General features: G+C 50.2%; 20 protein-coding genes and 3 pseudogenes. 22 read left to right on the top strand and 1 reads right to left on the bottom strand.

All coding sequences use genetic code 11. The features are described 5' to 3' along the window. The first annotated feature begins 35 nt into the window (after nucleotides 1-35). From rsmG to KQJ19_RS09670, 21 genes and pseudogenes are all read left to right on the top strand, one after another. Complete coding sequence (gene rsmG / locus KQJ19_RS09580; RefSeq protein ID WP_016155084.1) at nucleotides 36-659, top strand: 16S rRNA (guanine(527)-N(7))-methyltransferase RsmG; 624 nt, start codon at nucleotides 36-38, stop codon at nucleotides 657-659. Nucleotides 660-1,273: 614 nt separating this feature from the next. Next, complete coding sequence (gene atpI, locus KQJ19_RS09585) at nucleotides 1,274-1,654, top strand: F0F1 ATP synthase subunit I (protein ID WP_003023790.1); 381 nt, start codon at nucleotides 1,274-1,276, stop codon at nucleotides 1,652-1,654. Nucleotides 1,655-1,661: 7 nt separating this feature from the next. Beyond that, entirely contained in the window at nucleotides 1,662-2,477 is an 816-nt protein-coding gene (atpB, locus tag KQJ19_RS09590) for a F0F1 ATP synthase subunit A (protein WP_003023792.1), read from the top strand. A 46-nt stretch (nucleotides 2,478-2,523) separates the two neighbouring features. Next, complete coding sequence (atpE, locus tag KQJ19_RS09595; protein ID WP_003023794.1) at nucleotides 2,524-2,763, top strand: F0F1 ATP synthase subunit C; 240 nt, start codon at nucleotides 2,524-2,526, stop codon at nucleotides 2,761-2,763. A gap of 59 nt (nucleotides 2,764-2,822) precedes the next feature. Next, complete coding sequence (gene atpF / locus KQJ19_RS09600; protein WP_003827022.1) at nucleotides 2,823-3,293, top strand: F0F1 ATP synthase subunit B; 471 nt, start codon at nucleotides 2,823-2,825, stop codon at nucleotides 3,291-3,293. 14 nt (nucleotides 3,294-3,307) lie between these two features. Continuing rightward, a complete protein-coding gene (gene atpH / locus KQJ19_RS09605; protein ID WP_006687767.1) occupies nucleotides 3,308-3,841 on the top strand; it encodes a F0F1 ATP synthase subunit delta in 534 nt (177 codons plus the stop codon). A gap of 12 nt (nucleotides 3,842-3,853) precedes the next feature. Beyond that, a complete protein-coding gene (gene atpA, locus KQJ19_RS09610; RefSeq protein WP_003023802.1) occupies nucleotides 3,854-5,395 on the top strand; it encodes a F0F1 ATP synthase subunit alpha in 1,542 nt (513 codons plus the stop codon). A gap of 50 nt (nucleotides 5,396-5,445) precedes the next feature. After that, nucleotides 5,446-6,309: a F0F1 ATP synthase subunit gamma gene (atpG, locus tag KQJ19_RS09615; protein ID WP_016155083.1), complete on the top strand. Its 864-nt coding sequence runs from the start codon at nucleotides 5,446-5,448 to the stop codon at nucleotides 6,307-6,309. A 26-nt stretch (nucleotides 6,310-6,335) separates the two neighbouring features. Next, the gene (gene atpD, locus KQJ19_RS09620; RefSeq protein ID WP_003023806.1) at nucleotides 6,336-7,718 is read left to right on the top strand and encodes a F0F1 ATP synthase subunit beta; all 1,383 of its coding nucleotides are present in this window, start codon (nucleotides 6,336-6,338) and stop codon (nucleotides 7,716-7,718) included. Nucleotides 7,719-7,738: 20 nt separating this feature from the next. Next, nucleotides 7,739-8,158: a F0F1 ATP synthase subunit epsilon gene (locus KQJ19_RS09625; protein ID WP_003023809.1), complete on the top strand. Its 420-nt coding sequence runs from the start codon at nucleotides 7,739-7,741 to the stop codon at nucleotides 8,156-8,158. Between the two features lie 672 nt (nucleotides 8,159-8,830). Continuing rightward, on the top strand, nucleotides 8,831-10,201 hold the full coding sequence (glmU, locus tag KQJ19_RS09630; RefSeq protein WP_019077996.1) for a bifunctional UDP-N-acetylglucosamine diphosphorylase/glucosamine-1-phosphate N-acetyltransferase GlmU: 1,371 nt from the start codon (nucleotides 8,831-8,833) through the stop codon (nucleotides 10,199-10,201). A gap of 223 nt (nucleotides 10,202-10,424) precedes the next feature. Further along, complete coding sequence (gene glmS, locus KQJ19_RS09635) at nucleotides 10,425-12,254, top strand: glutamine--fructose-6-phosphate transaminase (isomerizing) (RefSeq protein ID WP_049282853.1); 1,830 nt, start codon at nucleotides 10,425-10,427, stop codon at nucleotides 12,252-12,254. A gap of 333 nt (nucleotides 12,255-12,587) precedes the next feature. Then, complete coding sequence (gene pstS / locus KQJ19_RS09640) at nucleotides 12,588-13,628, top strand: phosphate ABC transporter substrate-binding protein PstS (RefSeq protein ID WP_216403597.1); 1,041 nt, start codon at nucleotides 12,588-12,590, stop codon at nucleotides 13,626-13,628. 192 nt (nucleotides 13,629-13,820) lie between these two features. Beyond that, nucleotides 13,821-14,780: a phosphate ABC transporter permease PstC gene (gene pstC / locus KQJ19_RS09645; protein ID WP_016155078.1), complete on the top strand. Its 960-nt coding sequence runs from the start codon at nucleotides 13,821-13,823 to the stop codon at nucleotides 14,778-14,780. Next, a complete protein-coding gene (gene pstA, locus KQJ19_RS09650; RefSeq protein ID WP_016155077.1) occupies nucleotides 14,780-15,670 on the top strand; it encodes a phosphate ABC transporter permease PstA in 891 nt (296 codons plus the stop codon). Before pstC ends, pstA begins: the two co-directional genes overlap by 1 nt. 106 nt (nucleotides 15,671-15,776) lie before the next feature. Beyond that, nucleotides 15,777-16,550 carry a phosphate ABC transporter ATP-binding protein PstB gene (pstB, locus tag KQJ19_RS09655; RefSeq protein ID WP_003023821.1) on the top strand — a complete coding sequence of 258 codons (774 nt, stop codon included), beginning with the start codon at nucleotides 15,777-15,779 and terminating at the stop codon, nucleotides 16,548-16,550. Nucleotides 16,551-16,564: 14 nt separating this feature from the next. Continuing rightward, on the top strand, nucleotides 16,565-17,290 hold the full coding sequence (gene phoU / locus KQJ19_RS09660; RefSeq protein WP_047498806.1) for a phosphate signaling complex protein PhoU: 726 nt from the start codon (nucleotides 16,565-16,567) through the stop codon (nucleotides 17,288-17,290). 63 nt (nucleotides 17,291-17,353) lie between these two features. Then, nucleotides 17,354-17,487 (top strand): annotated as a pseudogene (locus KQJ19_RS23990) (VRR-NUC domain-containing protein); the annotation flags it as partial. A 44-nt stretch (nucleotides 17,488-17,531) separates the two neighbouring features. Further along, a pseudogene (locus tag KQJ19_RS23995) lies at nucleotides 17,532-17,754 on the top strand (AraC family transcriptional regulator); the annotation flags it as partial. A 143-nt stretch (nucleotides 17,755-17,897) separates the two neighbouring features. Further along, complete coding sequence (locus KQJ19_RS24000) at nucleotides 17,898-18,515, top strand: oligogalacturonate-specific porin KdgM family protein (RefSeq protein WP_249415043.1); 618 nt, start codon at nucleotides 17,898-17,900, stop codon at nucleotides 18,513-18,515. Nucleotides 18,516-18,628: 113 nt separating this feature from the next. Next, on the top strand, nucleotides 18,629-20,713 hold the full coding sequence (locus KQJ19_RS09670) for a metallophosphoesterase (protein ID WP_200108507.1): 2,085 nt from the start codon (nucleotides 18,629-18,631) through the stop codon (nucleotides 20,711-20,713). Here KQJ19_RS09670 and KQJ19_RS24005 read toward each other — a convergent pair. Beyond that, nucleotides 20,710-21,018 (bottom strand): annotated as a pseudogene (locus tag KQJ19_RS24005) (hypothetical protein); the annotation flags it as partial. The gene KQJ19_RS09670 and the pseudogene KQJ19_RS24005 sit on opposite strands and share 4 nt — an antisense overlap. Nucleotides 21,019-21,239: 221 nt before the next feature. Here KQJ19_RS24005 and KQJ19_RS09680 point away from each other — a divergent pair. Beyond that, a complete protein-coding gene (locus KQJ19_RS09680; protein WP_216403598.1) occupies nucleotides 21,240-22,148 on the top strand; it encodes a chitinase in 909 nt (302 codons plus the stop codon). The last annotated feature ends 14 nt before the right edge of the window (nucleotides 22,149-22,162 follow it).

The raw sequence follows: 22,162 nt of genomic DNA on the forward strand, positions 1-22,162 counted from the left end.
CGCATCGGGAAATTGATTATGAACAGGTAACGACCGTGCTCAACAAACTCTCTCGTCTGCTGGCTGATGCTGGTATTTCTCTTACCGATCACCAGAAAAATCAGCTGATTGCGTATGTCGATATGCTGCACAAATGGAACAAAGCGTACAACTTGACGTCGGTACGGGATCCCAACGAAATGCTGGTGCGCCATATTCTGGACAGTATTGTCGTCGCGCCGTATCTGAAGGGGGAGCGTTTTATCGACGTGGGTACGGGACCGGGCCTGCCGGGTATTCCTCTCTCTATCGTGCGCCCAGAAGCGCATTTCACACTGCTGGATAGTCTGGGAAAACGCGTCCGTTTCTTGCGTCAGGTGCAGCATGAGCTTGCGCTTACTAACATCACTCCTGTGCAAAGTCGCGTTGAAGAATTCCCTTCAGAGCCGCCGTTCGATGGGGTCATTAGCCGTGCGTTCGCGTCACTTACTGATATGGTGAGTTGGTGCCATCATTTGCCTGGCCTGGATGGGCGTTTTTATGCGCTAAAAGGGCAGTTGCCAGAAGACGAAATTGCCTCGTTGCCTGCAGAATTCAGCGTCGAGTCGGTCGAAAAATTACGCGTTCCGCAACTGGATGGTGAACGTCATCTGGTGGTTATTAAGCCAAACAAAATTTAATTTTTATCAAAAAAAATAGAAAAAAAACGGCTATTCAGGTGTTAAAAGTCATAGGGAATAGTGTGGTTAAATGTCGTTACAATTCACTAGCGCCTTACGGTTTTGCATCATAACTATAACGTACCGTTTTTTGTTAAAAGCGAAACAAGTCAACTGTGAAAATATCAGTCTGCTAAAAATAGAACGTAAGAACCACCCGTTATGTTAATTTTTTATTATAAATGTCAATGCGTGGTTTTTTTGTTGTTAGCTGTTGTTTTTGAAATAGTGGCTATTTTTACGCTTAAATATCAAAAAGATGAAAAGGCATCATTTGCCACGTAAATAAATTATGCGAAGGTGAATATGTTCAATATGTGATCTGGTGCACGCTTTGCCGCCAGTATTTACGCGGCATTTGCAGTTTTGCATGATCGTTCACAGTTTGCTTAAAAGTGATAAATGTGGGGTAGCGAAAAATATTTAAACATTTATTCACTTTTTAGCTACTTATTGTTTGAAATCACGAAGGCGCACCGTATAATTTGACCGCTTTTTGATGCTTGACTCTAAGCCATAAAGAACGTTTTATACGACACGCGGCATACCTCGAAGGGAGCAGGAGTAAAAACGTGATGTCTATGTCGCTCTTGAGTCGAAACGTTGCTCGTAAGCTTTTGCTCACACAGTTTCTGGCGGTAATAGCAAGTGGATTGCTGTTTAGCCTCAAAGACCCTTTCTGGGGCATCTCCGCATTGTGCGGTGGATTGGCAGTGTTACTGCCTAATGTGTTGTTTATGATATTTGCCTGGCGTCACCAGGCGCATACACCAGCTAAAGGCCGAGTAGCCTGGACGTTCGCCTTCGGCGAAGCCTTCAAGGTGTTAGCTATGCTGGTTTTGCTGGTGGTGGCGTTGGCTGTTTTGAAAGCGGTATTCATGCCGCTGATCGTTACGTGGGTTTTGGTGCTGGTGGTTCAGATACTGGCGCCGGCTGTAATTAACAACAAAGGGTAAAGGCATCATGGCTTCAGAAAATATGACGCCGCAGGATTACATAGGACACCATCTGAATAACCTTCAGTTGGACCTACGTACATTCTCGCTGGTGGATCCGCACAACCCCCCAGCCACCTTCTGGACGCTCAATATTGACTCCATTTTCTTCTCGGTGGTTCTGGGTCTGTTGTTCCTGCTTATGTTCCGTAGCGTAGCTAAAAAGGCGACCAGCGGCGTACCAGGTAAATTTCAGACCGCGATTGAGCTGGTAATCGGCTTTGTGCATGGTAGCGTGAAAGACATGTACCATGGCAAAAGCAAGCTGATTGCTCCGCTGGCCCTGACGATTTTCGTCTGGGTATTCCTGATGAACTTGATGGATTTGCTGCCTATCGACCTGCTGCCGTACATCGGTGAGCATATCTTTGGCCTGCCGGCTCTGCGTGTAGTTCCGTCTGCTGACGTGAACATCACCCTGTCGATGGCGCTGGGCGTATTTATCCTCATTCTGTTCTACAGCATCAAAATGAAAGGCATCGGCGGCTTCGCGAAAGAGTTGACGCTGCAGCCGTTCAATCACTGGGCGTTCATCCCTGTCAACTTAATCCTTGAAGGGGTAAGCCTGCTGTCCAAACCAATTTCTCTTGGTCTGCGACTGTTCGGCAACATGTATGCCGGTGAGCTGATTTTCATTCTGATTGCTGGTCTGTTGCCGTGGTGGTCACAGTGGATCCTGAATGTGCCATGGGCCATTTTCCACATACTGATTATCACGCTGCAAGCCTTCATATTTATGGTTCTGACGATTGTCTATCTGTCGATGGCATCTGAAGAGCATTAATTTACCAACACTACTACGTTTTAACTGAAACAAACTGGAGACTGTCATGGAAAACCTGAATATGGATCTGCTGTACATTGCTGCCGCTGTGATGATGGGTCTGGCGGCAATCGGTGCTGCGATCGGTATCGGCATCCTCGGGGGTAAATTCCTGGAAGGCGCAGCGCGTCAACCGGATCTGATTCCTCTGCTGCGTACTCAGTTCTTTATCGTTATGGGTCTGGTGGATGCAATCCCAATGATCGCTGTAGGTCTGGGTCTGTACGTGATGTTTGCTGTCGCGTAGTAAGCGTTGCTTGAATTAAGAGCAATATCAGAACGTTAACTAGATAGAGGCATTGTGCTGTGAATCTTAACGCAACAATCCTCGGCCAGGCCATCGCGTTTGTCCTGTTCGTTCTGTTCTGCATGAAGTACGTATGGCCGCCTTTAATGGCTGCCATCGAAAAACGTCAAAAAGAAATTGCTGACGGCCTTGCTTCTGCAGAACGAGCACATAAGGATCTTGACCTTGCAAAGGCCAGCGCGACCGACCAGCTGAAAAAAGCGAAGGCGGAAGCTCAGGTAATCATCGAGCAGGCGAACAAACGCCGTGCTCAGATCCTGGACGAAGCTAAAACTGAAGCAGAGCAGGAACGTACTAAAATCGTGGCACAGGCGCAGGCGGAAATTGACGCCGAGCGTAAACGTGCTCGCGAAGAGCTGCGTAAGCAAGTTGCTATCCTGGCTGTTGCTGGCGCCGAGAAGATCATCGAACGTTCCGTGGATGAAGCTGCTAATAGCGACATCGTGGACAAACTTGTCGCTGAACTGTAAGGAGGGAGGGGCTGATGTCTGAATTTATTACGGTAGCTCGCCCCTACGCCAAAGCAGCTTTTGACTTTGCCGTTGAGCACCAAAGCGTTGACCGTTGGCAGGATATGCTGACGTTTGCCGCTGAGGTGACGAAAAACGAACAAATGGCAGAGCTTCTCTCTGGCGCGCTGGCGCCGGAAACGCTCGCTGAGTCGTTTATCGCCGTGTGCGGTGAGCAGCTGGACGAAAGCGGCCAAAACCTGATTAGGGTAATGGCTGAAAATAACCGTCTGAATGCGCTCCCGGATGTTCTTGAGCAGTTTATTCATCTGCGTGCAGCCAGTGAGGCTATCTCTGAGGTAGAAGTCACTTCTGCCAATGCACTGAGTGATGAACAGCTTACGAAGATTAGTGCAGCGATGGAAAAACGTCTGTCACGCAAAGTTAAGCTGAATTGCAAAATCGATAAGTCTGTAATGGCAGGCGTAATCATCCGAGCGGGTGATATGGTCATTGATGGCAGCGTACGCGGCCGTCTTGAGCGCCTTGCAGACGTCTTGCAGTCTTAAGGGGACTGGAGCATGCAACTGAATTCCACCGAAATCAGCGAACTGATCAAGCAGCGCATTGCTCAGTTCAATGTTGTGAGCGAAGCTCACAACGAAGGTACTATTGTTTCTGTAAGTGACGGTGTTATCCGCATTCACGGCCTGGCCGATTGTATGCAGGGTGAGATGATTTCCCTGCCGGGTAACCGTTACGCTATCGCACTGAACCTGGAGCGCGACTCCGTAGGTGCCGTTGTGATGGGTCCATACGCTGACCTCGCCGAAGGCATGAAGGTTAAGTGTACGGGTCGTATTCTGGAAGTTCCGGTTGGCCGTGGCCTGCTGGGTCGTGTGGTGAACACTCTGGGTTCCCCAATTGACGGTAAAGGTCCGGTTGATAACGATGGCTTCTCGCCAATCGAAGTTATCGCACCAGGCGTAATCGAACGTCAGTCCGTCGACCAGCCAGTACAGACAGGTTATAAATCTGTTGATGCCATGATCCCAATCGGTCGTGGCCAGCGTGAGCTGATCATCGGTGACCGTCAGACAGGTAAAACTGCGATGGCAATCGATGCCATCATCAACCAGCGTGATTCCGGTATCAAATGTGTGTACGTGGCTATCGGCCAGAAAGCGTCCACCATTTCTAACGTGGTTCGTAAACTGGAAGAACACGGCGCACTGTCCAACACCATCGTTGTTGTGGCGACCGCGTCTGAATCTGCTGCTCTGCAATACCTGGCACCATATGCTGGTTGCGCAATGGGCGAATACTTCCGTGACCGCGGTGAAGACGCGCTGATCGTTTACGATGACCTGTCTAAACAGGCTGTTGCTTACCGTCAGGTTTCCCTGCTGCTCCGTCGTCCACCAGGACGTGAAGCATTCCCGGGCGACGTATTTTACCTCCACTCCCGTCTGCTGGAGCGCGCATCCCGCGTAAACGCGGAATACGTTGAGAAGTTCACCAATGGTGAAGTTAAAGGTAAAACCGGCTCCCTGACCGCTCTGCCGATTATCGAAACCCAGGCGGGTGACGTTTCTGCGTTTGTTCCGACCAACGTAATTTCCATTACAGATGGTCAGATCTTCCTGGAAACCAACCTGTTCAACTCCGGTATTCGTCCGGCAGTTAACCCGGGTATCTCCGTATCTCGTGTAGGTGGCGCAGCGCAGACCAAGATCATCAAGAAACTGTCCGGTGGTATTCGTACCGCACTGGCGCAGTATCGTGAACTGGCAGCGTTTTCTCAGTTCGCTTCCGACCTGGATGAAGCTACTCGTAAGCAGCTGAGCCACGGTCAGAAAGTAACTGAACTGCTGAAGCAGAAACAGTATGCCCCAATGTCTGTAGCACAGCAGGGTGTGGTGCTGTTTGCGGCTGAACGCGGTTACCTCGAAGATGTGGAACTGGCGAAAATCGGTAGCTTTGAAGCCGCTCTGCTGGCTTACGTTGACCGTGACCACGCTCCGCTGATGCAAGAGATCAACCAGTCCGGTGGCTATAACGATGAAATCGAAGGCAAGCTGAAAGCTATCCTCGATTCCTTCAAGGCAACCCAGTCCTGGTAACGTCTGGCGGTCTGCTTTAGGGCGGACCGCAAGGCATTGAGGAGAAGCTCATGGCCGGCGCAAAAGAGATACGTAGTAAGATCGCAAGCGTCCAGAACACGCAGAAGATCACTAAAGCGATGGAGATGGTCGCCGCTTCCAAAATGCGTAAATCGCAGGATCGCATGGCGGCCAGCCGTCCTTATGCAGAGACCATGCGCAAAGTGATTGGTCACCTTGCGAATGGTAATCTGGAATATAAGCACCCTTACCTGGAAGAACGCGACGTTAAGCGCGTGGGCTACCTGGTGGTGTCGACCGACCGTGGTCTGTGCGGTGGCTTGAACATTAACCTGTTCAAAAAGCTGCTGGCGGATATGAAAGCATGGTCCGATAAAGGCGTTCAGTGCGATATCGCAATGATCGGCTCTAAGGGCGTGTCTTTCTTTAACTCCGTTGGCGGTAATGTGATTGCTCAGGTAACCGGCATGGGGGATAACCCTTCCCTGTCCGAACTGATCGGTCCGGTTAAAGTGATGCTGCAGGCCTACGATGAAGGTCGTCTGGACAGACTGTACGTTGTCAGCAACAAATTTATTAACACCATGTCTCAGACGCCAACCATCACCCAACTGCTGCCTCTGCCGGCATCAGATGATGATGAATTGAAGCGTAAATCCTGGGATTACCTGTATGAGCCAGACCCGAAAGCGCTGCTGGATACCCTGCTGCGTCGTTATGTCGAGTCTCAGGTTTATCAGGGCGTGGTAGAAAACCTGGCCAGCGAGCAGGCCGCACGTATGGTGGCGATGAAAGCCGCGACCGACAATGGCGGCAGCCTGATTAAAGAGCTGCAGTTGGTATACAACAAAGCTCGTCAGGCCAGCATTACTCAGGAACTCACCGAAATCGTCGGTGGTGCATCCGCGGTATAACCAGGTTAATTCGTAGAGGATTCAAGATGGCTACTGGAAAAATTGTCCAGGTAATCGGCGCCGTGGTTGACGTCGAATTCCCTCAGGATGCCGTACCGCGCGTGTACGATGCTCTTGAGGTTATGAATGGTAAAGAGAGCCTGGTGCTGGAAGTTCAGCAGCAGCTCGGCGGCGGTATCGTACGTACCATCGCCATGGGTTCTTCCGACGGTCTGCGTCGTGGTCTGGAAGTTAAAGATCTCGAGCACCCGATCGAAGTCCCGGTAGGTAAAGCAACTCTGGGTCGTATCATGAACGTCTTGGGTCACCCGATCGACATGAAAGGCGATATCGGTGAAGAAGAGCGTTGGGCTATCCACCGCGCGGCACCTTCCTATGAAGAGCTGTCCAGCTCTCAGGAACTGCTGGAAACCGGCATTAAAGTTATCGACCTGATGTGTCCGTTCGCTAAGGGCGGTAAAGTTGGTCTGTTCGGTGGTGCGGGTGTAGGTAAAACCGTAAACATGATGGAGCTGATCCGTAACATCGCGATCGAACACTCCGGTTACTCCGTGTTTGCGGGCGTGGGTGAACGTACTCGTGAGGGTAACGACTTCTACCACGAAATGACCGACTCCAACGTTCTGGACAAAGTATCCCTGGTATATGGCCAGATGAACGAGCCGCCGGGAAACCGTCTGCGCGTTGCTCTGACCGGTCTGACCATGGCAGAGAAGTTCCGTGACGAAGGTCGTGACGTTCTGCTGTTCGTTGATAACATCTATCGTTACACCCTGGCCGGTACAGAAGTATCCGCACTGCTGGGTCGTATGCCATCAGCGGTAGGCTACCAGCCGACCCTGGCGGAAGAGATGGGTGTTCTTCAGGAACGTATCACCTCTACCAAAACCGGTTCTATCACCTCCGTTCAGGCGGTATACGTACCTGCGGATGACTTGACTGACCCATCCCCAGCAACCACCTTTGCTCACTTAGATGCAACCGTGGTACTGAGCCGTCAGATCGCCTCTCTGGGTATCTACCCGGCAGTTGACCCGCTGGACTCCACCAGCCGTCAGCTGGATCCGCTGGTTGTTGGTCAGGAACACTACGACACCGCGCGTGGCGTACAGTCTCTGCTGCAGCGTTATCAGGAACTGAAAGACATCATCGCCATCCTGGGTATGGATGAACTGTCTGAAGAAGACAAACTGGTGGTAGCACGCGCACGTAAAATTCAGCGCTTCCTGTCCCAGCCGTTCTTCGTTGCGGAAGTATTCACCGGTTCTCCGGGTAAATACGTATCCCTGAAAGACACCATCCGTGGCTTTAAAGGCATCATGGAAGGCGAATACGACCACCTGCCAGAGCAGGCGTTCTACATGGTTGGTTCTATCGACGAAGCCGTGGAAAAAGCCAAAAAACTTTAACGCCTTAATCGGAGGGTGATATGGCAATGACTTACCACCTGGACGTCGTCAGCGCAGAGCAGCAAATGTTCTCTGGTCTGGTCGAAAAAATCCAGGTAACGGGTAGTGAAGGTGAACTGGGTATTTTCCCGGGTCACGCACCGCTGCTCACCGCCATTAAGCCTGGTATGATCCGCATCGTTAAACAGTTCGGTCATGAAGAGTTTATCTATCTGTCTGGCGGCATTCTCGAAGTGCAGCCTGGCAGCGTGACCGTTCTGGCTGATACCGCGATTCGCGGACAGGATCTCGATGAAGCGAGAGCCCTGGAAGCGAAGCGTAAGGCTGAAGAGCACATTAAGAGCTCTCATGGTGACGTGGATTACGCTCAGGCATCTGCGGAACTGGCCAAAGCGATCGCGAAACTGCGCGTTATCGAGTTGACCAAAAAAGCGATGTAACACCGGCTTGAAAAGCACAAAAGCCAGTCTGGTTGCCAGGCTGGCTTTTTTTATGGTTTTGTTTCAGTGAAAGTGGAACTAAAAAGCTGTTTTATATTTTTGTGATTTGTGTCACAAAAATATTGATCGGTTAAAAAATGAGGCGTAGACTCTTTTTGTGTGATGTGTGTCACATAATTAACTCAGATAAAAACAGGATACCAACATGAAACTGATTAACAAAATCATCGCCCTTTTCAGCAGTATGGAAGTTTAGTCTTCCCTACCTGCTCTGTGGCGCGATGCTTCATACGGTTATCAGCACGCGCCAGCTGTTATTAAATCCCACTCCTCCGCTTGATCGTTTGTCCTCTTCCCTTTTAAAACTCTATTTTCCCTGTCTGTTTTTTCTGCTTCTCGCTGAATCACATTAATAAAATTATACTTTTCTTTTGTAACTCTTTATTCATGCAGTAAAAAAATAGCAAAAACATTAACCTAAGGCTTTAATAAGAGCAGCCTCCTGGTTTTTGGGAGACAAAAGACGCCGAAATAGACGAAAATAGAGAGTTATCAGAGGGGAAATTTCCCCGATTGAACGTTTTATCTTCGGTCCATTTCACGATGAAAAAAATGTAGTATTTTCAATGTGAAACGGTATAAATTCGTTCTCAAATTACAGTCAGGACGTGTATGTTGAATAATGCTATGAGCGTCGTGATCCTTGCCGCAGGCAAAGGCACGCGTATGTATTCCGATCTCCCTAAAGTGCTGCATACCCTCGCAGGAAAGCCGATGGTTCAGCATGTCATTGATGCCGCTAATGAATTAGGTGCGACTCACGTACATCTGGTCTACGGGCACGGTGGTGATTTGCTTAAGCAGACGCTGAAAGATGGCAATCTAAACTGGATTCTGCAGGCAGAGCAGTTGGGGACCGGCCATGCAATGCAGCAGGCAGCGCCATTCTTTGGTGATGACGAAGACATTTTAATGCTCTATGGCGATGTGCCGCTGATCTCTACCGATACCTTACGTAGCCTGCGTGATGCTAAACCGCAGGGCGGCATCGGCCTGTTAACGGTAAAACTGGATGATCCATCCGGCTATGGGCGTATTACGCGTGAGAACGGTAACGTCACCGGTATCGTCGAGCATAAAGATGCAACTGACGAGCAGCGCCAAATCCAGGAAATCAACACCGGTATTCTGATTGCCAATGGCGCGGATATGAAGCGCTGGCTGTCCAAACTCACCAATAACAATGCGCAGGGTGAATACTACATCACCGATATCATTGCGATGGCGTATCAGGAAGGACGCGAAATTGCTGCGGTACATCCGGCACGTATTAGCGAAACGGAAGGGGTGAATAACCGTCTTCAGTTATCCCGTCTGGAGCGTGTTTATCAGTCTGAGCAAGCAGAGAAACTGTTGCTGGCGGGCGTGATGCTGCGCGATCCTGCACGTTTTGATCTTCGCGGTACGCTTATTCACGGGCGCGATGTTGAAATTGATACTAACGTTATCATTGAAGGTAACGTAACCGTTGGTGATCGCGTCAAGATTGGTGCTGGCTGTATCATCAAAAACAGCGTGATTGGTGAAGGTTGTGAGCTTAGCCCATACAGTGTGGTGGAAGATGCCCATCTGGAAGCCGCTTGCACCATCGGCCCATTCGCGCGTCTGCGCCCGGGTGCTGAGCTGCAGGAAGGCGCGCACGTGGGTAACTTCGTCGAAATGAAAAAAGCGCGTTTGGGTAAAGGTTCTAAAGCTGGTCATCTGACCTATCTGGGCGATGCGGAAATTGGCGATAACGTGAATATCGGCGCGGGTACGATTACCTGCAACTACGATGGTGCCAATAAGTTTAAAACCATTATTGGTGATGATGTGTTTGTGGGTTCTGATACCCAGTTGGTGGCGCCTGTCACCGTGGGTAAAGGTGCCACCATCGCTGCTGGCACTACCGTAACGCGTAATGTCGCCGATAACGAACTGGTATTAAGCCGTGTACCTCAGGTCCATAAACAGGGCTGGCAGCGTCCGGTGAAGAAGAAGTAAGTGATTTTTGCCGGATGGCGGCCTACGTGCGGTGACGTTCTGTAGGCCTGATAAGCGTAAGCGCCATCAGGCAGACAAGAGATGAGGGGATAACATAATCCTCCGCTCAACAAGCAGTACCATAAAAATAACCCCACTCTCTACAAGGCTCGGGGCGCCCGGAAAGGGCAAATACAGGTCAGCGACAACGACAGGCAAATGCCTAAATTCGGAATCAAAAAATATGTGTGGAATTGTTGGCGCTATCGCGCAGCGTGATGTAGCTGAAATCCTTCTCGAAGGTTTACGTCGTCTGGAATATCGTGGTTATGACTCTGCTGGTCTGGCCGTTGTCGATGCTGAAGGCAATATGACCCGTCTGCGTCGTCTGGGTAAAGTGCAGATGCTGACTGCTGCTGCGGAAGAACATCCGCTGCATGGTGGTACAGGTATCGCTCATACCCGTTGGGCGACACACGGTGAACCTTCAGAAGCGAACGCGCATCCCCATGTTTCTGAACACATTATTGTGGTGCATAACGGCATCATTGAAAACCATGAACCTCTGCGTGAACTACTGAAAACCCGTGGTTACACCTTTGTTTCTGAAACCGACACCGAAGTGATTGCTCACCTGGTGCATTGGGAACTGGAACAGGGTGGTACGCTGCGTGAAGCCGTACTGCGTACTATTCCACAGTTGCGCGGTGCCTATGGCACGGTGATCATGGATACCCGTAACCCGGAAACGCTGCTGGCGGCCCGTTCAGGTAGCCCGCTGGTGATTGGTCTGGGGATGGGGGAAAACTTTATCGCTTCCGATCAGCTGGCGCTGTTGCCGGTAACCCGTCGCTTTATCTTCCTGGAAGAAGGTGACATCGCGGAGGTGACCCGTCGTTCAGTCTCTATTTTTGACAAGTCTGGCGCACAAGTGAAGCGTCAGGATATCGAATCGAATCTGCAGTATGACGCGGGCGAAAAAGGTATTTATCGCCACTACATGCAGAAAGAGATCTACGAACAGCCGAACGCAATTAAAAATACGCTGACCGGGCGCATTAGTCACGGTGAAGTGGATTTAAGCGAGCTGGGTTCACGTGCCAACGAGTTGCTGTCTCAGGTTGAGCATATCCAGATTATCGCCTGCGGTACGTCCTACAACTCCGGCATGGTGTCCCGCTACTGGTTTGAATCGCTGGCTGGTATTCCTTGTGATGTCGAAATCGCTTCCGAGTTCCGCTATCGCAAATCCGCCGTGCGTCGTAACAGTCTGATGATTACCCTTTCCCAGTCCGGTGAAACGGCGGATACCCTGGCGGGTCTGCGCTTATCTAAAGAGCTGGGCTATCTGGGCTCGCTGGCTATTTGTAACGTACCGGGATCTTCTCTGGTGCGCGAATCCGACCTGGCGATGATGACCAATGCCGGTACCGAAATCGGTGTGGCCTCCACGAAAGCATTTACCACCCAACTGACCGTTCTGTTGATGCTGGTGGCGAAACTGTCTCGTCTGAAAGGCCTGGATGCGTCTATCGAGCAGGAGATCGTTCACGGTCTGCAGGCGCTGCCGAGCCGTATTGAGCAGATGCTGTCTCAGGACAAACGCATTGCCGCTCTGGCGGAAGGTTTCTCAGACAAACACCATGCGCTGTTCCTGGGGCGTGGCGATCAGTACCCGATTGCGCTGGAAGGCGCGCTGAAGCTGAAAGAGATCTCTTATATTCACGCTGAAGCATATGCTGCAGGCGAACTGAAACATGGTCCGCTGGCGCTGATTGATGCCGATATGCCGGTTATCGTAGTTGCACCGAACAACGAACTGTTGGAAAAACTGAAATCCAACATTGAAGAAGTTCGCGCCCGTGGCGGTCAGTTGTACGTCTTTGCGGACCAGGATGCTGGCTTTACCAGCAGCGAAAACATGCACATCATTGAGATGCCGCATGTGGAAGAGGTGATTGCACCGATCTTCTACACCGTTCCGTTGCAACTGCTGGCGTATCACGTGGCGCTGATTAAAGGCACCGACGTGGACCAGCCGCGTAACCTGGCAAAGTCGGTTACCGTAGAGTAATCCGCACTTAACTGAACTGAAAATGCCCTGCTGCAAGCGGGGCATTTTTTTAGCTTGTTCTGTTTTTAATCAATTATCCCGCCTGTTTTATGTGACAAACCGTCATCTTCAACTACTGTTTTCAGTGTCATAAAAAGAAAATTTCAGCGAAATGTTATTGTCATGATGGTGATTAACATTCTGTTTTAAATGTATTTTTAGATAAAAAACTTCCAAAGTTTTTCATTGTCATAAAACTGTCATATTTCGTACATTTAACTGTCACCTGTTTGTCCTATTTTGCTCACAGTAGCAACTCAAACAACGATTTACGAAAACCGTGCAGGAGACATTATGAAAGTTATGCGTACCACTGTCGCAACTGTTGTCGCCGCGACCTTATCCATGAGCGCGTTTTCTGCGTTTGCAGCAGCGAGCCTGACAGGTGCAGGTGCAACCTTCCCTGCGCCAGTGTATGCCAAATGGGCAGATACCTATCAGAAAGAGACCGGTAGCAAAGTAAACTACCAGGGTATCGGCTCCTCCGGTGGTGTAAAACAAATTACGGCCAATACCGTTGATTTCGGCGCCTCTGACGCACCGTTGTCAGACGAGAAACTGGCGCAAGAAGGCCTGTTCCAGTTCCCGACTGTTATCGGTGGTGTGGTGCTGGCGGTGAACATCCCTGGCCTGAAATCCGGCGAACTGGTGCTGGATGGTAAAACGCTGGGCGACATCTACCTCGGTAAAATTAAGAAGTGGGATGATGTAGCCATCACCAAACTGAACCCGGGTCTGAAGCTGCCTTCTCAGAATATCGCCGTTGTGCGTCGTGCTGACGGTTCCGGTACTTCCTTCGTTTTCACCAGCTACCTGGCGAAAGTGAACGAAGAGTGGAAATCTAAAATTGGTTCCGGCTCTACCGTTAACTGGCCGACCGGTCTGGGCGGTAAAGGTAACGACGGTATCGCTGCGTTCGTACAGCGTCTGCCGGGTTCTATCGGCTACGTTGAGTACGCTTATGCTAAGCAGAACAACCTGGCGTACACCAAGCTGGTCTCTGCTGATGGCAAACCGGTAAGTCCGACCGAAGAAAACTTTGCCAACGCTGCAAAAGGCGCTGAATGGAGCAAAACCTTCGCTCAGGATCTGACTAACCAGAAAGGTGACGATGCGTGGCCGATCACTTCCACCACCTTCATCCTGGTGCATAAAGAGCAGAAGAAACCTGAGCAGGGCGCTGAAGTGCTGAAGTTCTTCGATTGGGCGTACAAAAATGGCGGCAAACAGGCTAATGACCTGGATTACGCCAGCCTGCCGGACAACGTGGTTGAGCAGATTCGTGCTGCATGGAAGACCAACGTGAAGGACAGCAGCGGTAAAGCGCTGTACTAAATACCCGTCATACTTCGAGCCGCAGCTGTGTTGGCTGTGCTTGTTCACCCCAGTCACATAGTGAATCTATGCTCCTGGGTATTCACAAGCTTGCCGCCTTGCTGCAACTCGAATTATTTAGGGTATGGCATTACGTTAGCCGGGAAGCACGATAAAATGCGTGCTTCCTGGCCCAAACTTAAAGAGTGATTTATGGCTGCAACCAAGCCTGCTTTGAACCCACCGGGTAAAAAAGGTGACATGATATTCAGCGCGCTGGTAAAACTGGCTGCGCTGATTGTGCTATTGATGTTGGGTGGCATTATTGTCTCTCTGGTTATCTCCTCCTGGCCAAGCATTCAGAAATTTGGCTTCTCCTTTCTGTGGACTAAAGAATGGGATGCGCCAAACGATATCTACGGTGCATTAGTACCGATTTACGGTACGCTGGTCACCTCGCTTATCGCACTGCTGATCGCCGTTCCGGTGAGTTTTGGCATTGCCTTATTCCTGACTGAACTTGCTCCTGGTTGGCTGCGTCGCCCGCTGGGTATCGCTATTGAATTGCTGGCGGCAATTCCGAGTATCGTGTACGGCATGTGGGGCCTGTTTATCTTTGCCCCGCTGTTTGCGACTTACTTCCAGGAGCCGGTCGGGAACATCCTTTCCAACATTCCGTTTGTTGGCGCGCTGTTTGCGGGTCCGGCGTTTGGTATCGGTATTCTGGCCGCTGGCGTGATCCTCGCCATCATGATCATCCCGTACATTGCGGCGGTTATGCGCGATGTGTTCGAACAAACGCCGGTGCTGATGAAAGAGTCAGCCTACGGCATCGGTTGTACTACCTGGGAAGTTATCTGGCGCATCGTCCTGCCGTTCACCAAAAACGGTGTGATCGGCGGCGTGATGCTCGGTCTGGGCCGCGCGCTGGGTGAAACCATGGCGGTGACGTTTATCATCGGTAACACCTACCAGCTCGATAGTGCCTCGCTGTACATGCCGGGCAACAGTATTACTTCTGCGCTGGCGAATGAATTTGCCGAAGCGGAATCAGGACTGCACGTTGCCGCGTTGATGGAACTGGGCCTGATTCTGTTTGTGATTACCTTCATCGTGCTGGCGGCGTCTAAGTTCATGATCATGCGCCTTGCGAAGAACGAGGGGGCACGCTAATGGCTACGCTTGAAATGCAAAACACCGCTGCGCTTGCGGAATCCCGCCGTAAAATGCAGGCGCGTCGTCGTCTGAAGAACCGCATCGCGCTGACGCTCTCTATGGCGACCATGGCATTCGGTCTGTTCTGGCTTATCTGGATCCTGATGTCCACGATCACCCGCGGTATTGACGGTATGTCACTGGCGCTGTTCACCGAAATGACACCTCCGCCGAATACGGCTGGTGGTGGTCTGGCGAATGCCCTGGCCGGTAGCGGACTGTTAATTCTGTGGGCGACCGTGTTTGGTACACCGCTTGGTATTATGGCGGGCATCTACCTGGCAGAGTACGGACGTAAGTCCTGGCTGGCTGAGGTGATCCGCTTTATCAACGACATCCTGCTTTCTGCGCCATCAATCGTGGTCGGTCTGTTCGTTTACACCATCGTGGTAGCAAAAATGGAGCACTTCTCCGGCTGGGCGGGCGTTATCGCGCTGGCGCTGTTGCAGGTGCCCATTGTTATTCGTACCACGGAGAACATGCTCAAGCTGGTACCGGATAGCCTGCGTGAAGCCGCCTATGCGCTGGGTACGCCGAAATGGAAGATGATTTCTGCGATCACCCTGAAGGCCTCTGTCTCAGGCATCATTACAGGCGTTTTACTGGCTATTGCACGTATCGCAGGTGAAACGGCTCCGCTGCTGTTTACGTCGCTCTCCAATCAGTTCTGGAGCACCGACATGATGCAGCCTATCGCCAACCTGCCGGTCACTATCTTTAAGTTTGCGATGAGCCCGTTTGCTGAGTGGCAGCAACTGGCCTGGGCCGGGGTACTGATTATTACCCTGTGCGTACTGCTGCTGAACATTCTGGCGCGCGTCATTTTCGCGAAGAAGAAACACGGTTAAGACGAAGTGCCGGATGGCGGCGTAAACGCCTTATCCGGCCTACGATTGAAGACATTTGTAGGCCTGAAAGCTGCGCGCCATCAGGCATGATGAGGAAAAGATAGAAATGAGTATGGTTGATACTGCCCCGGGTAAGATTCAGGTTCGTGATTTGAACTTCTACTATGGCAAGTTCCATGCCCTGAAGAACATCAACCTGGATATTGCCAAAAACCAGGTAACGGCGTTTATCGGGCCGTCAGGCTGTGGTAAATCGACGTTGCTGCGTACGTTCAATAAAATGTTTGAACTGTACCCGGAACAGCGTGCGGAAGGCGAAATCCTGCTGGATGGCGACAATATTCTCACCAACACTCAGGATATCGCTCTGCTGCGTGCCAAAGTGGGCATGGTATTCCAGAAGCCGACGCCGTTCCCGATGTCCATCTACGACAACATCGCTTTTGGCGTGCGTCTGTTTGAGAAACTCTCTCGTGCGGATATGGACGAGCGTGTGCAGTGGGCATTGACCAAGGCCGCACTGTGGAACGAAACCAAAGATAAATTACACCAGAGCGGGTACTCTCTCTCTGGTGGTCAGCAGCAGCGTCTGTGTATTGCGCGTGGGATCGCCATTCGCCCGGAAGTGCTTCTGCTTGATGAGCCGTGTTCAGCGCTCGACCCTATTTCTACCGGGCGTATCGAAGAGCTGATCACTGAGCTGAAAGAGGATTACACCGTCGTTATCGTTACCCACAACATGCAGCAGGCTGCGCGTTGTTCCGATCACACGGCATTTATGTACCTGGGCGAGTTGATTGAGTTCAGTAACACGGACGATCTGTTCACCAAGCCCGCGAAGAAACAAACTGAAGACTACATCACCGGTCGTTACGGCTGATTCAGGAGCTTGTTGTGGATAATCTTAACCTTAATAAACATATTTCCGGCCAGTTCAATGCAGAGCTGGAAAGCATCCGTACCCAGGTGATGACCATGGGCGGCATGGTCGAGCAGCAGCTTTCTGATGCGATTACCGCCATGCACAATCAGGACAGTGAGCTGGCGAAGCGCGTCATTGAGGGCGATAAGAACGTCAATATGATGGAAGTGGCGATCGACGAGGCCTGCGTGCGTATCATTGCCAAGCGTCAGCCGACCGCCAGTGACTTGCGTCTGGTGATGGCGATTATCAAAACGATCGCTGAGCTGGAACGTATTGGCGACGTTGCGGATAAAATTTGCCGCACCGCGCTGGAGAAATTTTCTCAACAGCATCAGCCGCTGCTGGTAAGCCTGGAATCACTGGGGCGCCACACTGTACAAATGCTGCATGACGTGCTGGATGCGTTTGCGCGTATGGATCTTGACGAAGCGGTACGTATTTATCGCGAAGATAAGAAAGTCGACCAGGAGTATGAAGGTATCGTGCGTCAGCTGATGACCTACATGATGGAAGATCCGCGTACCATTCCAAGCGTGCTGACCGCGCTGCTCTGCGCGCGCTCCATCGAGCGTATCGGTGACCGTTGCCAGAATATCTGCGAATACATCTTCTACTTCGTGAAGGGACAAGACTTCCGTCACGTGGGTGGTGATGAGCTGGATAAGCTGCTGGCGGGCAAAGATCCGAAAGAGTGAGAAAGATACTCGTCATCCGTCACGTTGCGGGTGTGTTGGCTTTGTTACCCGGCGCACCCCGCCCTCAGTGAGGGCGGGGTGCGTAGCGTAGCCGAAGGCTGGAACGCACTGTCAAAAGAGACGCAACAGATCCTGAACTCAGCCGCTGGCTTAACGACGAAGAGGAATGGGTTTACCTGCAGGGAAGCGGGGTCTGGGGTCGGTTCAGTCGTAATCGTCCCTTTTTTCTGGCTCGGTTTAGCGAGCGCTACGCAAGCAGTTTCATCAGCATATAGGTATGACCATCAACAATTACCTGTGACAGCTGTACCTCTGCCACGCACAATACTTGCAACATACCGAACGGCTGATTGGCGATGCAGTATGGGTTTGAAGGCAGTTACGACTTTTCGTTGATGTCTAACCGTGAGATTGGCATGACGCCGGAACAGCGACAGTCGCGCGGTCATATAGCAGTAGAATAGATTATATTTTCTTATTTAATATCTGAATTTTTTGTTCTGATTTTTGATGAAAAATAAAATAAACATTTAATGCTCTGTGCAATAAGTCACAGTTATTGCCATTTTTTTTGCGCTACACTCGCTTTATTATTTCGTGGGAGCTTATGTTAATGTCATTCATATTGCGATTATTAAAAAGCATGACTTTAATTTTGCTCTCCATCGACAGCAAAATTAAAGTCATACTTGCTGATTCATGCTGGTTTAATTCCGTCAACGATTTGGTTGAAATTGATATTACTCCTACCTCTTGTGCCGAAAACCTGATAACCCAGAAATGGTCCTTGCTTTGGGATTGTGCAGGTCAGGCTCTCTGTTCTGGTTTTAGACAGTCGTGCGAAATGAAAAGATATGCTCATCGTCAGTTTCCGCAGGTGTTGCTGTGCTCGCGTAAGCGCGATGAGCTAACTTTCAGCTTCCGTATTTCCAGCCTGCATCAGCTCGTGGTTTGTCGCCACGCCAGTGGTGCCGATAGCGACGGCGTAGTGAATAACCAAATCTGCCTTTCTCAAAGCACAATGCGCGCTCTCGCTATTGTGCTTTTTTTATTGCCTGAATCGACCAGAAGGATGCGCTATGTACATTGTTTGTGTTGCTGCTTGCCCAACGGTCTTAGCCCTGACTACCCGGCATTGCGCGGTAAAGAAAAAGATTGTGTGCATAATATGACTGTGGCCTGGAGAGGAAATAAAACCTGGGTGCCTTACGTCGAATTGGGATGATGGTTCATATGTGAAAGATGGCAAAACTTATCGTGATGCCTGGGAGATGCGTTATCGCGTAGGTATTACCTACAAACTCTAATTATTTTTTTTGATAAAAATAAGGATATTCAATGAGAGTAATTTCCATAGCCGGAATAACGGCGTTTTTACTCTGTAGCCATGCTGCTGCTACTGAAAATTATCAATATCGCGTCGCATTTATGCCGGATATCCATTTTCATGATGTGTACGGCGAATTTCAGGATGGCGCATTTAGCGGGCTAAAGAATCGCAAAAGTGGGCAGCGTGCGATGATTCGCACCATGTATGCTCAGCTCACGTCAACGCGATTATTTAATGAAAACTACTTTGCCCTGCGTGCAGCACTGGATGACGCCGGGAAAAAGGGGATCAAACTGATCGCGCTTCCCGGTGATTTTAGCGATGACGGGCAGTCTGTGCATATTCGCGGGTTAGTAACCCTGCTGAAGGAGTATGAGCAAAAGTATGCAATGCGATTCTTTGCAACGCCGGGTAATCATGACCCAAACCGACCCTTTGATTTACCCGATGGGGAAGAGGATTTCTTAGGTCAGGGAGGGAAAACTCAACGTATTTTTAGTTTTGGCGCCAAAGAGTGTACGGGTTATCAGGGAAAAACTGCGCTTATCTCAACAGGTGCGGAACTGCCGACCATCTGTAGCGAAGAGATGGTAAGCCGTGGTTATGAGTACATCATGAAAATGATGTCCCCATTCGGTATCGATCCGCAGCCTGAAGATATTTACTGGGAAACGCCTTATTCATCCTATGGGCAGCAGGATTATACGTTTGCCAAAGCAAAGCAAGCCAGCGACTTCCGCCAGCGGCAGTATGAAATCTGTGCTCAGGGAACAGGCGGTTCATATCGACAACCAGATTATGGCCCCTGTTTTACCGTCGCTGACAGCAGCTATCTCGTTGAGCCGATACCAGGCCTATGGCTGCTGGCCGTTGATGCGAATGTTTACGTGCCGCGCGAGGATGCGGACCTGACGAATCCGCAGTCTGCTAAAAACTTCGCGGGTTCAGGTGACGCAGGCTACAACAAAATGCTCACTCACAAGCAGCAGGTCGTGGCGTGGATGACGTCCGTTGCCATGCGAGCAAAAGAGCAGAAAAAGACGCTGATTACCTTTAGCCATTTCCCTATGGTGGAGTTTGATAACGGCGCTGCCAGCGATCTGGAATCCATCTTTGGCAAAGGTAAATTTCAGTTGAAGCGGGCTCCGAAGGAGGATACCAGCCATGCGTTAGCGAAAACAGGTATTGGCGTACACGTTGGCGGACATATGCACTTTAACGATACCGGCGTGCGTAAATATCCTGACGGCAGCCTGCTATTTAATATTCAGGCACCTTCCATGGCGGCCTACGTCCCAGCGTATAAAATCCTCAATTTCGCTAACCGTAGCGAAATCGATGTTCAGACCGTTACCCTGGACAGCGTCCCGCGCTTTAATGAGCTTTTTGAACATTATCAGCAAGAGTGGGAGCATCTGAAAGCGACGGGCTCTGCGCATTTATGGAACAAGGCGGTGCTGAGTGCGAAGGATTATTATGACTTTACTAACTGGCATATTACCGAGCTCACCCGGCTGCGCTTTATTCCCGAAGAGTGGCCGTGTGAAATTCGGCAGATGCTTTTTAGCCTGAATGGTGCGGAAATGCTGACGCTGAGTCAGTTGAGCAGTCATAACTCTTGGCAAGATGTTCTGACTGTACCTATGAGCAGCGATCGTGCCGTGTGCGCTAAAGGAGACGTGCCTCCTGTCAGGTCTATCGGGCAAATTTACCTGCAAAAAAATGCTGGAGCATGGCAGTTGGCGCGGCAAAAAGCGCTAACTTTAGCTCGGGATGCCGGAATGACGCTGGAGCAGTTTGCATCCTGGAACGGCTTTGATTTGGCGGTGGATTTTTATCGTCTGCGCAATGCCGATGAGCTGGCGCTGCGCGATATTTCCGCGCAACGCTTACGCGAATATCATTTGCTAACCCGCACGTTGGCGCATTCCTTACCAGATGAGGCTTCTGCGGTGATGGCGGATAGCGATTTCGAGACTATTTTCCGCCTGCGTTTTGGCAGTATTTTTAGCGTTATCGATAAATACCTGCGGGGCGGCCCTTCACGAAATTTCCACCTGAATAGCGAAACGGGGGAAATCTCCGCGCGTTAAAACCTCGCCCCTGCCACATCGGCAGGGGCGAGAATTAGCACGCCATTCCCAGACCGACGATATGGGCACGGCGATAAGCACCACACATGGCGAAGGCTGGCGATTTTATGTACCGGGCCACGCATACAGACTTGAAATCAAACCTAAAGGTAATCTTTAACTGCTCACCAGGCATATTGATGTCAACCCGATCACCAACCCGACCTAAACGGCGCATTGCGCTGGCAGTCGCGCAACTGCTGCTCCCGGATGCCAATCCTCAGCGTATGGAGATCGACAACTTCCACGAATTGCCCATTGACCCTCAAACCCCTTATACGGCATCTGCTTCTGACCAGATTTATCAGATAATCATCATTGCTATGATAATATCTATCATTAAATATTTGTTTTTATCATGAACCATTTGGGTGTGACTATCGTCATAAATTATCCGTTTCTGAAAATATAGCATCACCTCAGCCAGAGACCAGATAAATAGTTTTCTGGCATTATTGATTAATATGAAAAAATAATGAGGTGAAATATGAAGACGCTTTATACCCCGTTTATAGATGTCACCGTAAATGCAGAATGGTCTGACTGGCAAGATTATCCCAATGGCCGTCCAAATCCGCTTTATTCTCAGGAAGCTAAAGCGTGGGAGGTAGACGGTCTGGTATTTGGTTTTATTACTTTATCAGAGAACAAAAAAGCCTGCTGGGCTGCCCAGGACACCATGCCGATGGACTGGGCATTGCCGTTAGCAAACGATCTCAATGCGGCCGGTAAAAAGGTTATTATTTCTTTTGGCGGCGCGGTGAATAGCGATATATCAACCTATTTTAGCACTTCCGAATTGGTTGAAATTTACCAGTCTTTTATTGATGATTATTCTGCATATGGCCTGGATTTTGATCTGGAAAATGGTCAGTATAATATCAGTAATATTTGTGAAGCGCTGAAAGTGGTAACTAAAAATAATCCAGAAGTCGCTATTTCCTTTACTTTGCCCACCATGCCAACCGGTTTAACTAGTACTGGGGTGAATATTGTAAAACAAGCGCATAATACCGGATTAACGTTTGTGGTAAACGGTATGGCAATGGATTATTACAGCGCGCAGTATCGTGCTGATATGGGTAAATCTGCGGTTGACGCAGCCCGCAGCATCGCCAGTCAGTTAGCCTCTCTGTCAGTGAGCGGCGGCTACTCGGCGGTGGCGGTTACACCGATGATAGGTATGAATGACGATGGTAGCATGTTTAAACTTCATGATGCCGATACGCTGGCCACCTTTGCCAAACAGAATGGCATGAATTTTATCGGTATCTGGGATTTTAACCGCGACAATCCTTCGTCTTACACCTATGTTGACCTGACAACCAGCAGCAACCCGGAACAGCGTGTGGCCGGGGAATATTGCAGCCATTTTGTTAATGGCCTCACCAAATAAGCGCTGACTTGAAA

The sequence above is a fragment of the Citrobacter sp. S46_ASV_140 genome (genome assembly GCF_018919545.1).
Lineage (GTDB): Bacteria > Pseudomonadota > Gammaproteobacteria > Enterobacterales > Enterobacteriaceae > Citrobacter > Citrobacter braakii.

Coding starts and splice junctions, on each gene's coding strand:
- atpI (WP_003023790.1), top strand. CDS start 1,274: ATGTCTATGTCGCTCTTGAGTCGAAACGTTGCTCGTAAGCTTTTGCTC.
- atpB (WP_003023792.1), top strand. CDS start 1,662: ATGGCTTCAGAAAATATGACGCCGCAGGATTACATAGGACACCATCTG.
- atpE (WP_003023794.1), top strand. CDS start 2,524: ATGGAAAACCTGAATATGGATCTGCTGTACATTGCTGCCGCTGTGATG.
- atpH (WP_006687767.1), top strand. CDS start 3,308: ATGTCTGAATTTATTACGGTAGCTCGCCCCTACGCCAAAGCAGCTTTT.
- atpA (WP_003023802.1), top strand. CDS start 3,854: ATGCAACTGAATTCCACCGAAATCAGCGAACTGATCAAGCAGCGCATT.
- atpG (WP_016155083.1), top strand. CDS start 5,446: ATGGCCGGCGCAAAAGAGATACGTAGTAAGATCGCAAGCGTCCAGAAC.
- atpD (WP_003023806.1), top strand. CDS start 6,336: ATGGCTACTGGAAAAATTGTCCAGGTAATCGGCGCCGTGGTTGACGTC.
- KQJ19_RS09625 (WP_003023809.1), top strand. CDS start 7,739: ATGGCAATGACTTACCACCTGGACGTCGTCAGCGCAGAGCAGCAAATG.
- glmU (WP_019077996.1), top strand. CDS start 8,831: ATGTTGAATAATGCTATGAGCGTCGTGATCCTTGCCGCAGGCAAAGGC.
- glmS (WP_049282853.1), top strand. CDS start 10,425: ATGTGTGGAATTGTTGGCGCTATCGCGCAGCGTGATGTAGCTGAAATC.
- pstS (WP_216403597.1), top strand. CDS start 12,588: ATGAAAGTTATGCGTACCACTGTCGCAACTGTTGTCGCCGCGACCTTA.
- pstC (WP_016155078.1), top strand. CDS start 13,821: ATGGCTGCAACCAAGCCTGCTTTGAACCCACCGGGTAAAAAAGGTGAC.
- pstA (WP_016155077.1), top strand. CDS start 14,780: ATGGCTACGCTTGAAATGCAAAACACCGCTGCGCTTGCGGAATCCCGC.
- pstB (WP_003023821.1), top strand. CDS start 15,777: ATGAGTATGGTTGATACTGCCCCGGGTAAGATTCAGGTTCGTGATTTG.
- KQJ19_RS24000 (WP_249415043.1), top strand. CDS start 17,898: ATGTTAATGTCATTCATATTGCGATTATTAAAAAGCATGACTTTAATT.
- KQJ19_RS09670 (WP_200108507.1), top strand. CDS start 18,629: ATGAGAGTAATTTCCATAGCCGGAATAACGGCGTTTTTACTCTGTAGC.
- KQJ19_RS09680 (WP_216403598.1), top strand. CDS start 21,240: ATGAAGACGCTTTATACCCCGTTTATAGATGTCACCGTAAATGCAGAA.